The sequence below is a fragment of the Streptomyces davaonensis JCM 4913 genome (assembly GCF_000349325.1).
GTDB lineage: Bacteria > Actinomycetota > Actinomycetes > Streptomycetales > Streptomycetaceae > Streptomyces > Streptomyces davaonensis.
The window spans coordinates 3,871,953-3,884,894 of record NC_020504.1 but is presented as its reverse complement, the minus strand read 5'-3'; the positions used below and the strand labels follow the sequence as shown (position 1 = coordinate 3,884,894).

Annotated in this window: 11 protein-coding genes; 10 read left to right on the top strand and 1 reads right to left on the bottom strand. The window is 70.2% G+C overall.

Annotated elements, in window-relative coordinates:
• Positions 1-208 precede the first annotated feature (208 nt).
• The 10 genes from BN159_RS16785 (at position 209) to BN159_RS16740 (ending at position 12,204) form a co-directional block, all read left to right on the top strand.
• Entirely contained in the window at positions 209-727 is a 519-nt protein-coding gene (locus tag BN159_RS16785) for a SigE family RNA polymerase sigma factor (protein WP_015658189.1), read from the top strand.
• On the top strand, positions 720-1,313 hold the full coding sequence (locus tag BN159_RS16780; protein ID WP_015658188.1) for a hypothetical protein: 594 nt from the start codon (positions 720-722) through the stop codon (positions 1,311-1,313). Before BN159_RS16785 ends, BN159_RS16780 begins: the two co-directional genes overlap by 8 nt.
• Before the next feature lie 39 nt (positions 1,314-1,352).
• Complete coding sequence (locus BN159_RS16775) at positions 1,353-1,946, top strand: TetR/AcrR family transcriptional regulator (RefSeq protein ID WP_015658187.1); 594 nt, start codon at positions 1,353-1,355, stop codon at positions 1,944-1,946.
• Between the two features lie 132 nt (positions 1,947-2,078).
• On the top strand, positions 2,079-2,768 hold the full coding sequence (locus BN159_RS16770) for an NADPH-dependent F420 reductase (protein ID WP_015658186.1): 690 nt from the start codon (positions 2,079-2,081) through the stop codon (positions 2,766-2,768).
• 100 nt (positions 2,769-2,868) lie between these two features.
• Positions 2,869-3,411 carry a hypothetical protein gene (locus BN159_RS16765; protein WP_015658185.1) on the top strand — a complete coding sequence of 181 codons (543 nt, stop codon included), beginning with the start codon at positions 2,869-2,871 and terminating at the stop codon, positions 3,409-3,411.
• 70 nt (positions 3,412-3,481) lie between these two features.
• A complete protein-coding gene (locus BN159_RS16760) occupies positions 3,482-5,512 on the top strand; it encodes a thioredoxin domain-containing protein (RefSeq protein WP_041819415.1) in 2,031 nt (676 codons plus the stop codon).
• 212 nt (positions 5,513-5,724) lie between these two features.
• The gene (locus BN159_RS16755) at positions 5,725-6,993 is read left to right on the top strand and encodes a glycosyltransferase (RefSeq protein ID WP_041821416.1); all 1,269 of its coding nucleotides are present in this window, start codon (positions 5,725-5,727) and stop codon (positions 6,991-6,993) included.
• Complete coding sequence (locus tag BN159_RS16750; RefSeq protein ID WP_015658182.1) at positions 6,990-8,615, top strand: ArnT family glycosyltransferase; 1,626 nt, start codon at positions 6,990-6,992, stop codon at positions 8,613-8,615. The genes BN159_RS16755 and BN159_RS16750 overlap by 4 nt, the downstream gene beginning before the upstream one ends.
• Complete coding sequence (locus tag BN159_RS16745; RefSeq protein ID WP_015658181.1) at positions 8,612-9,805, top strand: glycosyltransferase; 1,194 nt, start codon at positions 8,612-8,614, stop codon at positions 9,803-9,805. Before BN159_RS16750 ends, BN159_RS16745 begins: the two co-directional genes overlap by 4 nt.
• Entirely contained in the window at positions 9,802-12,204 is a 2,403-nt protein-coding gene (locus BN159_RS16740; RefSeq protein WP_015658180.1) for a galactose oxidase early set domain-containing protein, read from the top strand. Before BN159_RS16745 ends, BN159_RS16740 begins: the two co-directional genes overlap by 4 nt.
• On the opposite strand, the gene BN159_RS16735 is transcribed toward BN159_RS16740, so the two are convergent.
• Positions 12,201-12,923: a Mut7-C RNAse domain-containing protein gene (locus BN159_RS16735; RefSeq protein ID WP_015658179.1), complete on the bottom strand. Its 723-nt coding sequence runs from the start codon at positions 12,921-12,923 to the stop codon at positions 12,201-12,203. The two genes, BN159_RS16740 and BN159_RS16735, sit on opposite strands and share 4 nt — an antisense overlap.
• Positions 12,924-12,942: the final 19 nt, after the last annotated feature.

The window sequence follows — 12,942 nt, the reverse complement described above, 5'->3', positions numbered from 1 at the left end:
CCCCTCCGGCGGCAACGGCTTTCTTGGTCAAGTGTCCTGCGGACGGGGCGCCGTGGGGAGGGGGCCGGAAGATCGGCGGCTCGGGAGAACGGTCAAGAACCGTCGCAGCGGGGCTCGGTGAGGTAACGCTCCTTGCACCGCCCGCGTGCCGGGTGGCACTGTTCGCATGCTTGAAAGACGTACGGTCACCAGGAACTGCGGGCGGTGGATGGACGAGGGGGCGTTCGACGCCTTTTACGCCGGGAGCGTGGGGCGGCTCATCGGCCAGCTGTACGCCATGACCGGCGACCGTGCCGAGGCACAGGACGTGGTCCAGGAAGCCTTCGTCCGGGCCTGGGAGCACCGGGACCGGCTGGAGAGGGACGGTGCGCCCGAGGCGTGGGTGCGTACCGTCGCGTGGCGGCTGGCGGTCAGCCGGTGGCGGCGGGTGCGTACCTCGCTCTCCTTCGCACGGCGCCAGGGCCCGCCGCCGAACGTGCCGCCGCCGGACACCCACCACGTGCTGCTGGTGCAGGCGCTGCGGCAGATCCCCGCGGCGCAGCGGCGGGCCATCGTGCTCCACCACCTGTGCGATCTGGACGTGAAGCAGGTGGCCGCCGAGACCAACTGCCCCGTCGGTACGGTCAAGGCACAGCTGAGCCGGGGCCGGGCCGCGCTGGCGAGGATTCTCGCCGATACTGAGCTGGATCGACGGGCGGGCCGAGTTTCGGAGGTGGAGCATGGCTGACGAGACCGGCCTGGACGACCGCCTCGCCGAGCTTGCCGCCGAGGGCAGACGGTTCGCCGTGCCGCCGGCCGCGGAACAGATCCGGGCACGCGGCGACCGGCGCCGGCGTCGCAAGCGGGCGGCCCAGGTGTCGGGTGGCGCGCTGCTGGCCGTTGCCGTCGCGGTGGGGGGCCTGTGGCTGGTCGTGCCCGGTCCGGAGGCGGCACCGGCCGCCACGAAGCCGACGTCGTCGCGGAGCGCGTCCCCCTTCGTACCCCCGGCACCGGCCCCGGGTGAGGAGTACGCCAGTGAGATCGGCTACGTGTACGACGCGACGGTGCTGAAGGACGCGGTCCAGGTCACCGTGGAGCAGGTGCGGGCCGAGCGGGGAACGGCCGTACCCACCGGAGTGGTGCACACGTTGACCCTGTCGTCGGAGCTCCCGGTCGAGGTGGAGCAGGTCGCCGGTGGGAAGGCCGGGGACATGCGGCTGGGGGAGCTGGTGGACCGGCTCAGTGGCGAGCCGCGTTGGCTGTTCGCCCTCGACTACGACGGTGAGGGCCGGGTCCAGTCGCTGAGAGAGGCGTCCTGGCTGACCGTCGAGTGAGGTACGCGCCTGCCGACCGGGGATGCCTATCCTGTCCGGATGGGTGCCAGGCAGACCAAGAGCGCGGGACGGCCGCGATCGGCCGGAAAGGACGCCGCCATCCTCCGGGCGGCACTGGAACTGCTCGCCTCGCACGGCTACACCCGGATGAGCCTGGCCCAGGTCGCCGCGGCCGCGGGCGTCAGCAAGTCCACCATTCACCTGCGCTGGAAGACCAAGGCCGACCTGCTCACCGCGGCCCTGGCCGCCGCGCGGATGGTGGACGCACCGCCCCCGAGCGGCGACACCCGCGCCGACCTGACCGCGATCCTTGACGACTTCGCCGCCACCGTGGAGCGCGTCCGCGGCATGGCGCTGATCGGCACCTGCCTCGCCGAAGAGGCCCACACCCCCGAACTCCTGGCCCTGCTGCGGGAGCGCACCGTCCTGCCCCGGCGCGCTCTGCTGTGCCACGTCCTCGAACAGGCCCGCGACCGAGGCGAGATCCGCCCCGACGCCGACCTGGACGCAGCCGTCTCCGTCTTGCTCGGCCCCTTCTACGCCGACTACATGGCCGGCCGCGGCGGTCGCGCCGGCTGGGCCGAGGACGCCGTGGACCTCGTCCTGGCCGGACTGCGTCCCACAGGTCCCTGAACGTTCCACAGGTCCCATGCTTGCCATGGTGCGAGAGCGCGGGTATTGGAATACCGAGCGACTCGGTTTCGTTATTACTCAGGACAGGGCGCACGACCCGCGCCCAGCCCAGCCCGGAAAGGACCCACACGCATGCGTTACGCCGTCCTCGGCACCGGCATCGTCGGCCGGACCATCGCCACCAAGCTCGCCTCCCTGGGGCACGAGGTCGTCATCGGCACCCGCGACCCCCAGGCCACCCTCGCCCGCACGGAACCCGACGGCATGGGCAACCCGCCGTTCGCCACCTGGCACGCCGACCACTCCGCCGTGGCGCTGCGGACCTTCGCCGAGGCCGCCGCCTTCGGTGAGACGGTCGTCGTCACGACCGCAGGCGCGGCCGCCCTCGACGCCCTGACCGCCGCCGATGAGGCGAACCTGGCCGGCAAGGTGCTCATCGACATCTCCAACCCGCTCGACTTCTCCAAGGGCATGCCGCCCTCCCTGAACCCGGTCAACACCGACAGCCTCGGCGAGCAGATCCAACGCGCCTTCCCCGACACGAAGGTCGTCAAGACCCTCAACACCATGAACTGTTTCGTCATGGTCGAACCGAGCCGGGTCGCCGGAGCGCACAACGTCTTCGTCTCCGGCGAGGACGTGGGCGCCAAGAAGCAGGTCACCGAATTGCTGGTGTCGTTCGGCTGGCCCGAGCCCGGTGTCATCGACCTCGGCGGCATCGAGACCGCCCGGGGCACCGAGATGCTGCTGCCCGTCTGGCTCCGCCTGATGGGCGCCCTCGGCCACGCCGACTTCAACTTCCACATCCAGGGCGCCCGCTAGAAGGGCGCCGAAAAACCTGGACGGGGGTGCAACCCGGGGCCGGTGTGGGGCGTAGAGACCGTGTAACCCGACCACACCGGCTTCCAGGAGAACGTTGATCATGTCTGCCGCACGCCGCCGGGCCACCACGCGCCTGCTCACCGTTGTCGCCCTCGGCGCCCTTGTCCTGACCGGGTGCGGCGAGAGCGGCAAGGAGCCGGCGGACCCCACCACACCGGTCGCCGCCACGCCGGACCCCACCACGCCGGACCCGCAGGCGTCGACCAGCAAGAGCCCGTGGGCCGCCACCAAGCAGTTCGTCACCATCGACAAGGCCTGGACCGAGGGCGGAGTGACCCGGCTGTCGGTGCGGCCCGCCCAGAAGGAGGTCAACACCCAGTTCGACACATGGGAGATCACCCCCGGCACGGGGCCCTTCACCACGGTGACCATGACCGAGGACGCCCGGATCCTGCTGACCACCCCGGTGCGCGACGAGGACGCGGCCGGCGCCGGCAAGGCCGAGCCGCTGCCGGCCTCCCAGGCCGAGTTCGTCACCCTGCTGAAGCGACTGGACCCCACCGTCTCCGCGGGCATCGGATACGACCTGAGCTTCGACGGATCCGGTCAGGTGACCAGAGTCCAGTCCCTGTACCGGCCCTGAGCCGCACCCGTTCGTCCCCCGCCCCTGTGGCGCATGGGCGGGGGGAGGGCGGGTGCGCAAGGATGGGGTCATGCCGAACCGACTGGCCCATGAGACGTCTCCGTACCTGCTCCAGCACGCCGACAACCCGGTCGACTGGTGGCCCTGGTCGCAGGAGGCGTTCGAGGAGGCGCGCGGCAGCGGCAAACCCGTGCTGCTCAGCGTCGGGTACGCGAGCTGCCACTGGTGCCATGTGATGGCTCACGAATCCTTCGAGGACGAGGCGACCGCCGCCTACCTCAACGAGCACTTCGTCAACGTCAAGGTCGACCGCGAGGAACGCCCCGACGTGGACGCCGTCTACATGGAGGCCGTACAGGCGGCCACCGGCCAGGGCGGCTGGCCCATGACGGTCTTCCTCACCCCCGATGCCGAGCCCTTCTACTTCGGCACCTACTTCCCGCCCGCCCCCCGCCACGGCATGCCCTCCTTCCGGCAGGTCCTGGAGGGCGTTCAGCAGGCCTGGACCGGGCGGCGGGACGAGGTTGCCGAGGTCGCCGGGAAGATCGTCCGGGATCTCGCCGAGCGGGAGATCTCCTACGGCGACTCGCAGGCGCCCGGTGAGGAGGAGCTGGCGGGGGCGCTGCTCGGGCTCACCCGGGAGTACGACGCGCAGCGCGGTGGGTTCGGGGGCGCGCCGAAGTTCCCGCCGTCCATGGTGATCGAGTTCCTGCTGCGCCATCATGCGCGGACCGGATCCGAGGGCGCCTTGCAGATGGCCGCCGACACCTGCGAGCGGATGGCCCGGGGCGGTATCTACGACCAGCTCGGCGGCGGCTTCGCCCGGTACTCCGTGGACCGCGACTGGGTGGTGCCGCACTTCGAGAAGATGCTCTACGACAACGCGCTGCTGTGCCGGGTCTACGCCCACCTGTGGCGGTCCACCGGGTCCGAGCTGGCCCGGCGCGTCGCGCTGGAGACCGCCGACTTCATGGTCCGGGAACTGCGGACGAACGAGGGCGGGTTCGCCTCGGCGCTCGACGCCGACAGTGATGACGGCACGGGGAAGCATGTCGAGGGCGCCTACTACGTCTGGACCCCGCAGCAGTTTCGTGAGGTCCTCGGGGACGACGCGGAACGCGCCGCCCAGTACTTCGGCGTGACCGAGGAGGGCACCTTCGAGGAAGGCGCTTCCGTCCTCCAACTCCCGCAGCACGAGGGCTTGTTCGTCGCCGAGAAGGTCGCCTCCGTGCGGGAGCGCCTGCTCGCCGCCCGCGCCGAGCGCCCGGCCCCCGGCCGGGACGACAAGGTCGTCGCCGCCTGGAACGGGCTCGCCATCGCCGCGCTGGCCGAGACCGGCGCCTACTTCGACCGCCCCGACCTCGTCGAGGCCGCGGTGTGCGCCGCCGATCTCCTCGTACGGCTGCATCTGGACGAGCACGTCCAGATCGCCCGTACCAGCAAGGACGGGCAGGTCGGGGCGAACGCGGGGGTGCTGGAGGACTACGCCGACGTCGCCGAGGGGTTCCTCGCCCTCGCGTCCGTCACCGGCGAGGGGGTCTGGCTGGAGTTCGCCGGGTTCCTGCTCGACCACGTTCTCGCGCGGTTCGTGGACGAGCGGTCGGGGGCGCTGTACGACACGGCCGTGGATGCCGAACGGCTCATCCGCCGGCCCCAGGACCCGACCGACAACGCCGCCCCCTCCGGTTGGACGGCGGCCGCGGGTGCCCTGTTGAGCTATGCCGCTCAGACCGGCGCCGAGCCTCATCGCGCCGCCGCGGAACGGGCGTTGGGGGTCGTGAAGGCGCTCGGTCCGCGGGTGCCCCGGTTCATCGGCTGGGGGCTCGCCGCCGCGGAGGCCTGGCTCGACGGGCCGAAGGAGGTCGCGGTCGTGGGCCCCGCGCTGGACGACCCGGCCACCCGCGCCCTGCACCGCACGGCACTGCTCGGTATCGCGCCGGGTGCCGTGGTCGCGGCGGGGACTCCGGACAGTGACGAACTTCCGCTGCTCGCCGGACGGCCGCTGGTCGGCGGTGAACCGGCCGCGTACGTCTGCCGTAACTTCACCTGTGACGCCCCGACGACCGACCCGGAACGGCTGCGGGCCGCGCTGAGCGGCTGAGGACGTGCGGCAGGACACGGTCGGGGGCGTTTTCGGGCTGCCCAAATTGCGCGTGTGTTCGGTAAGATCCCGCTAGCCCCCGCACCGTTCCGAAACAAGCTATTTATCGGAACAGCTCCCACGCTTCACACTTCCCCCCTAATCTCTCCACAGTGACGCGACGCGTGTGACTGCCCGTCGCGACAGGGGGCTTGGGGATCTGGGGGGATCTGTTGCTGACGTCTGTCTTCATTGCTGTCGTCTCACTCGCGTTGTTCTGGATGGCCGCGTTCACGCTGTGGTGGCAGATGCACGCCTGGCGCACGCCCGAGGTGCTCGCCTCCACCCGGTTCAGCAGACCGGACGGCGGTGAGCATCTGTCGTTCTCACTGCTGCTGCCGGCCCGGCACGAACAGGCCGTGCTGGACCACACCATCCAGCGGCTGCTGGAGTCGAGCCACACCGACTTCGAGATCATCGTGATCGTCGGCCACGACGACCCGGAGACCACCGCGGTCGCCGAGCGGGCCGCCGCCCGCGACCCGCGCGTGCGGGTCGTCGTCGACACCCACGAGAAGAAAAACAAGCCGAAGGCCATGAACACGGCGCTGCCGCACTGCCGCGGCGACGTCGTCGGGGTGTTCGACGCCGAGGACCAGGTCCACCCGGAGCTGCTCGCCCACGTCGACCACGCCTTCCGCTCCACCGGCGCCGACGTCGTCCAGGGCGGCGTGCAGCTGATCAACTTCCACTCCAGCTGGTACAGCCTGCGCAACTGCCTGGAGTACTTCTTCTGGTTCCGCTCCCGGCTCCACCTGCACGCGCAGAAGGGGTTCATCCCGCTCGGCGGCAACACCGTCTTCGTGCGCACGGACGTGCTCAGGGAGGCCGACGGCTGGGACCCCAACTGCCTTGCGGAGGACTGCGATCTGGGTGTCCGGCTCTCCAGCGTCGGCAAGAAGGTCGTCGTCGCCTACGACTCCGACATGGTGACCAAGGAGGAGACCCCCGGCAGCCTGATGTCGCTGCTCAAGCAGCGCACCCGCTGGAACCAGGGCTTCCTCCAGGTCTACCGGAAGAAGGACTGGAAGCAACTGCCCACCTTCGGGCAGCGGTTGCTGGCCCGCTACACCCTCACCACGCCGTTCCTCCAGGCCTTCACCGGCCTGATCATCCCGCTCAACGTGGCCATCGCGCTCTTCCTCGACGTGCCGGTGTCCATCGCCTTCATCACCTTCCTGCCGGCCGTCACCGCGCTCGTCACCTTCGTCTTCGAGCTCGTCGGACTGCACGACTTCGGCAAGCAGTACGGACTTCGCGTCCGCTTCGTGCACTACCTGAAGCTCATCGTCGGCGGTCCCTTCTACCAGGTGCTGCTCGCCGGTGCCGCGATCCGTGCCGTCTGGCGCGAGCAGCGCGGCCGTAACGACTGGGAGCTGACCACGCATGTCGGCGCACACCTGAACCAGTCCGATGTGACCCGAGAGGACGTCCCCGCGTGACCTCCACCCTCCCCGCGGTGACCTCCGAGGTCCCCGCGCAGCGGCAGCCTGCGCCCGAAGCCGGTCCGGCCGAGCGCCCCGCCCCGCCGAAGCGACTGCGCACCTCCCGGCCCGACCTCCTGCTGTGCGGTGTGCTGCTCGTGGCGATCCTCGTCGTCCAGGGCTGGAACATCGCCGACTACCCCACCCTCAGCGACGACGAGGGCACTTACCTCGCGCAGGCCTGGGCGGTCCAGGAGGGCAAGGGCCTGGCCCACTACACGTACTGGTACGACCACCCGCCGTTCGGCTGGATGCAGATAGCCCTGCTCACCTGGATACCCTCGCTGATCAGCCCCGAGTCGATGACCGTCGGCTCGATGCGGGCCACGATGCTGGTGGTCAGCGGCATCAGCGCGGTCCTGGTGTACGTGCTCGGCCGCCGGCTGGCGCTGCCCCGCTGGGCCGCCGGACTCGGCATGGTCCTGTTCGGGCTCTCCCCGCTCTCCGTGGTCCTCCAGCGGGAGATCTTCCTCGACAACCTCGCCGTGATGTGGACGCTGCTGGCGTTCACCCTCGCCGCCTCCCCGAACCGGCATCTGTGGCACCACTTCGGCGCGGGCATCGCCGCCGCGACCGCGGTGCTGACCAAGGAGACGATGCTGTTCGTCCTCCCGGCGGTCCTGGTCACCATGTGGCGGCACAGCCACCGCGACACCCGTAAGTTCGCGGTGACCGGCGCGATCACCGCCTGCGCCCTGATCGGTCTGTCGTACCCGCTCTTCGCCCTGCTCAAGGGCGAGTTGTTCCCCGGCGCCGGACACGTCTCGCTGTGGGACGGCATCAAGTACCAGATGACCAGGCCCGGTTCGGGCTTCATCCTGGACCAGGGCTCCGGCTCCTACGGCGTCCTCCAGTCGTGGCTCTACTACGACCGGGTGCTGCCCCTCGGCGGACTCGCGGGCGCGCTGCTGCTGCTCGCCACCTGGCGCTGGTCGGTCACCGCCCGCGCCCTCGCCGGGCCCTGCGCGGCGGTCGCCATCCTCGCCCTGGTCGCCATGCGGCCCAGCGGCTATCTGCCGGCGATGTACATCATCCAGGCGCTTCCGTTCCTCGCCCTGGTCCTCGCCGGGGGCACCGCCTCCGTCGCCCATGCCGTCCTGCGCAAGGGGCGTGTGCACAAGGCGGGCCGGTACACCCTCGCCGCCGTCCTCGCGATCGGCGCCGGAGCCTATGTCGTGCCCCGCTGGTACGACGGCGCCCGCACCGCCGTCACCGCCGACGCCAACGCCCCCTACCGGGCGGCGTCGAAGTGGCTCAGCACCGAGGTGGAGCAGCCCGAGAAGACCCGGGTGCTCGTCGACGACGCGCTCTGGCTGGACCTGGTGCACTCCGGATACCGGCCCGGCAACGGCGTCATCTGGTTCTACAAGGCCGACCTCGACCCCGCGGTGACCAAGACGATGCCGCGCGGCTGGCGGGACATCGACTACGTCGTCGCCTCCCCGACGGTACGGCGTGACGCGGACGACCTGCCGAACGTGAAGGCAGCCATGGAGCATTCGAAGCCCGTCGCCGTCTTCGGCAAGGGCGAGGACCGCATCGAGATCCGGCAGATCCAGACCGCGGGAGGCGCCCGATGAGCCAGGAATACACGACCCCCGTTCCGGATCTGGAGGCCTCCGAGGTCCCTGAGCCGGGCGCCGTCACCATCGTCGTGCCGACCTTCAACGAGTCGGCGAACATCCGCGAACTGCTGCACCAGATCACCGAGTCGGTGCCCGCGCGGCTGCCCTGCGAGGTCGTCTTCGTGGACGACTCCACCGACGACACCCCCGAGGTGATCAAGGAGGCGGCGCAGGACTGCCCCTTCCCGGTGGCCGTGATCCACCGGGACGAACCGGCCGGCGGGCTCGGCGGGGCGGTCGTGGAGGGGCTGAAGGCGGCCACCTCCGACTGGATCGTGGTGATGGACGGCGACTGCCAGCATCCGCCGTCCCTGGTACCGGAGTTGGTCGCCACCGGCGAGCGGGCGGGCGCCGAACTCGTCGTCGCCTCCCGGTACATCAAGGGCGGCAGCCGGGCCGGGCTCGCCGGGAGCTACCGGGTCGCCGTCTCCCGCGGGGCGACCTGGCTGACCAAGTCCCTCTTCCCGCGCCGGCTGCACGGCATCAGCGACCCGATGAGCGGCTTCTTCGCGATCCGCCGCCAGGCCGTCACCGCCGACGTCCTCAAGCCCCTCGGCTACAAGATCCTGCTCGAACTCGCCGTCCGCAGCCGCCCCCGCCAGGTCGCCGAGGTGCCGTTCGTCTTCCAGGACCGGTTCGCGGGCGAGTCCAAGTCGACTGCCCAGGAGGGCCTGCGCTTCCTGCGCCACCTGGTCGGACTGCGCACCGCCACCCCGGCCGCCCGCATGATCGGCTTCGGGCTGATCGGCGCCTCCGGCTTCCTGCCGAACCTGCTCGCCCTGTGGATCCTGACCGGCCTCGGCATGCACTACCTGCCCGCCGAGATCGTCGCCAACCAGTTCGGTGTGGCCTGGAACTTCCTGCTCATCGAACATCTGCTGTTCCGCGACCGGCGGCTGCACCGGCGCTGGTGGGACCGCGCCGGACGGTTCGCGCTGCTCGCCAACGCCGATCTGGTGCTGCGCATCCCGCTGATCGCGCTGTTCGTGCACCAGCTCGGCATGGACGCGCTCACCGCCACCGCCGTCGCCCTGGTCACCACCTTCGTCCTGCGCTTCGCCGCCACCGAGGCGCTGGTCTACCTGCCCCGCAGGAAGTCCGGCGGGGAGCAGCACAGGAGCCGCACAGCAAGGAGCACCGCATGAGACACCGACGGAGAACGGCCCTGATCGCGGTGGGCACCCTCACCGCCGGGCTTCTCCTGACCACACCTCAGTCAGCCGCAGCCGCCAACCTGATCAAGAACCCCGGCTTCGAGACCGCGGGCAGCGGCGACATGCCGTACTGCTGGTCCAAGTCCGGCTGGGGCGACAACGACTTCACCTTCGAGACCGTCGGTGACGCCCACTCCGGCTCCAAGGCCATGAAGGTCGAGCTGACCCGCCGTGCCTCGGGCGACCGCAAGGCGCTGATCACCGAGTCCACCGACTGCGCGCCGGTGGTGTCGGCGGGCAAGCAGTACGACCTCGGCCTCTGGTACAAGACGACCACACCGGACGCCAACCTCACCCTGTTCCGGCACGACACCACGGCCGGCTGGCAGTACTGGACCGACCTCAAGACACTGGACATGGCGGGCAGTTGGACCGAGGCCACGGTCCGCACCCCCGAGGTCCCGGCCGGCACCGACCGCATCAGCTGGGGCGTCTCGGTCTACGGCACCGGCTCGGCGACCACCGACGACTACACGATGGAACAGGTCGCCGACGTCACCCCGCCGCCGGACTGCACGGGCACCGCCGAGGAGTGCGCCAACGGCCGCTGGGACGTGCTGCCGGTGCAGAACCCGGTGCGCTCCATGCACTCCGTCGTGCTGCACAACGGCAAGGTGCTGCTGATCGCGGGCTCCGGCAACAGCGAGGAGCTGTTCGAGGCGGGCACCTTCACCTCCGCGGTGTACGACCCGGCCAACGGCACCTACAAGATCGTCCCGACGCCGAAGGACATGTTCTGCGCCGGTCATGTCCAGCTCCAGGACGGCCGGGTGCTGGTGATGAGCGGCAACAAGGGCTACCCCTCGGCGGACGGCACGATCGGCTACCAGGGGTACAAGGACTCGTACATCTTCGACCCCGAGACCGAGACGTACACCAAGACCAACGACATGAACGACGGGCACTGGTACCCGTCGGCGACCGTCCTCGGCAACGGTGACGTGATCTCCTTCGGCGGGCTGAAGGAGGACTCGACCGGTTCGGTGACCGCCGAACTCTGGTCGGACGCCGAGCAGAAGTGGCTGGAGCTCTGGAAGGTCAACCAGACCTGGTCGTACTGGGGTCTGTACCCGTCGATGATCCTCATGCAGGACGGCCGCCTCTTCTACTCCGGCAGCCATGTCTTCGGCAACAACATCCCGGGCACCGGTTCGGCGATCTACGACTACGCCGCCAACTCCGTCACCCAGGTGCCGGGGCTCCAGAACAAGGACGAGCGGGACCAGTCGGCGAGCGTGCTGCTGCCTCCGGCCCAGGACCAGAAGGTGCTGACCCTGGGCGGCGGCAACATCGACTCCAACCCGGACGGCAACCGGCTGACCGACATCATCGACCTCAAGCAGCCGAACCCGACCTACGTGGCCGGGCCGCCGATCCCGCAGGGCACGGTCGACCTCGGCAACGGCCCCGTGCCGGAGACCGGCAACCAGGGCAAGATGTACGTCTCCGCGGTCCTGCTGCCCGACGGCAAGGTGCTGGAGACGGGCGGCGCCCTGCACAACCGGGCCAACCCGGTCTACGAGTCGTCGATCTTCGACCCGGCGACGGAGACCTTCGACCAGGTCGCCGCCGACCCCGAGGCCCGCGGCTACCACTCCTCGGCGTTCCTGCTCCCCGACGGCCGGGTCATGACGACCGGTGACAACCCGGGCAACGGCTCCTGGAACCACAACGTGTCGATCTACACCCCGCCCTATCTCCTCAAGGGCGAGCGTCCGGCGATCACTTCGGTGATCGACACCGAGTGGAACTACGGCGACACGCAGCGGATCACGGTGGACCGTCCCATCGCCAAGGCGGAGCTGATCCGTCCGGCGGCGGTGACGCACTCCTCGGACCCGAACCAGCGCTTCCTAGACCTGCCGCTCTCCGTCGACGGCAACAACATCGACCTGAACGTGACGAGCAACCCCAACCTGGCCCCGCCCGGCTGGTACATGCTCTTCGCGGTCGACGCCAACGGAGTCCCGTCGGTGGCCAAGTGGGTCCACCTCTCAGGACCCGCGGCCCTGAAGGCCACGGACGCCTCGGCCCACGTCCACTCCTTCGCCGACGACCTCTCCGGCAAGGTCACGGGCCCCGGCAAGAAGCGCACCAGGCAGGCGGTCAGCCCGACCGTCTCCGGCTGCGACCGCCACTACGGCTCGGCCAACATCTGCGTCCCGACGAACTTCCCGCCCACCGTCAAGGCGACAACAAAGTCCCGCTGCGACTGGCTCAAGAAGAACGATTACGGCCGCCTGAAGCTCAACGGCACGGACGACCCGCTGAAGCTGGACCCGAACAGGGACGGAACGGCCTGCGGGAAGCGTGACCTCAAGTTGCGTTAGGCGAATTCTGTGAGGGCGCGTTCCACGATGGCCACCAGCTGCTCGTGGTGCGCGCCCTTCCAGTACGCCCGCCCGCACTCCTGACACTGCGCGAACACGTCGTACGACCGCTGCGTGCCCCCATGGAGCTGGTCCGCGACCTCCTCCTTCGTGGCCTCCCTGAGCAGCCCGTTGCAGGCGGTGCAGCGAGTCCAGGGCCGCAGCTCCGGACGGAACCGCTCCAGGACGTCCCGGAGTTGGTCCTCCGGCCGCGTGCTGTAGACATAGGCACCGGCGAACAGCTCACGCCGCCGCAACAACCCCCGATCCCGGCTGAGCATGACCCGCTTCTCGGCGGCCGAGCGCGCGGCAAGAGCCGGATCCCCGATGTCCATGGACTCGTACGCCGTGTCCACCCCGAGCAGCCGCAGGCGCCGCGCCAACGTGCCCAGGTGGACGTCGAGCAGGAAGGACAGGGGAGCGCCGGGCACCCGCTGGGGTCGTTCGACGGCCCGCACCCGCACCGCGTCGCCCGCTCCTGCGACGTACGACGCGGGCACCTCGCGGCCGTTCACCTCCAGCGTCCCGACCTCGGTGAGGGGCACGCCGAGGGACTCCACGACATGGCCGAGGGAGGAGACTCCGTCGGTGGTCAGCGCGGTGGCGCCCACGCGGCGTCCGTGCGGGACGAACAGGGCCAGTTCGGGGGCTACTTCGAGGTGGATCTCCGGTCCGGTCACGCGGTCAGGATGCCATGGG

Coding starts and splice junctions, on each gene's coding strand:
- BN159_RS16775 (WP_015658187.1), top strand. CDS start 1,353: ATGGGTGCCAGGCAGACCAAGAGCGCGGGACGGCCGCGATCGGCCGGA.
- BN159_RS16740 (WP_015658180.1), top strand. CDS start 9,802: ATGAGACACCGACGGAGAACGGCCCTGATCGCGGTGGGCACCCTCACC.
- BN159_RS16785 (WP_015658189.1), top strand. CDS start 209: ATGGACGAGGGGGCGTTCGACGCCTTTTACGCCGGGAGCGTGGGGCGG.
- BN159_RS16770 (WP_015658186.1), top strand. CDS start 2,079: ATGCGTTACGCCGTCCTCGGCACCGGCATCGTCGGCCGGACCATCGCC.
- BN159_RS16745 (WP_015658181.1), top strand. CDS start 8,612: ATGAGCCAGGAATACACGACCCCCGTTCCGGATCTGGAGGCCTCCGAG.
- BN159_RS16760 (WP_041819415.1), top strand. CDS start 3,482: ATGCCGAACCGACTGGCCCATGAGACGTCTCCGTACCTGCTCCAGCAC.
- BN159_RS16780 (WP_015658188.1), top strand. CDS start 720: ATGGCTGACGAGACCGGCCTGGACGACCGCCTCGCCGAGCTTGCCGCC.
- BN159_RS16765 (WP_015658185.1), top strand. CDS start 2,869: ATGTCTGCCGCACGCCGCCGGGCCACCACGCGCCTGCTCACCGTTGTC.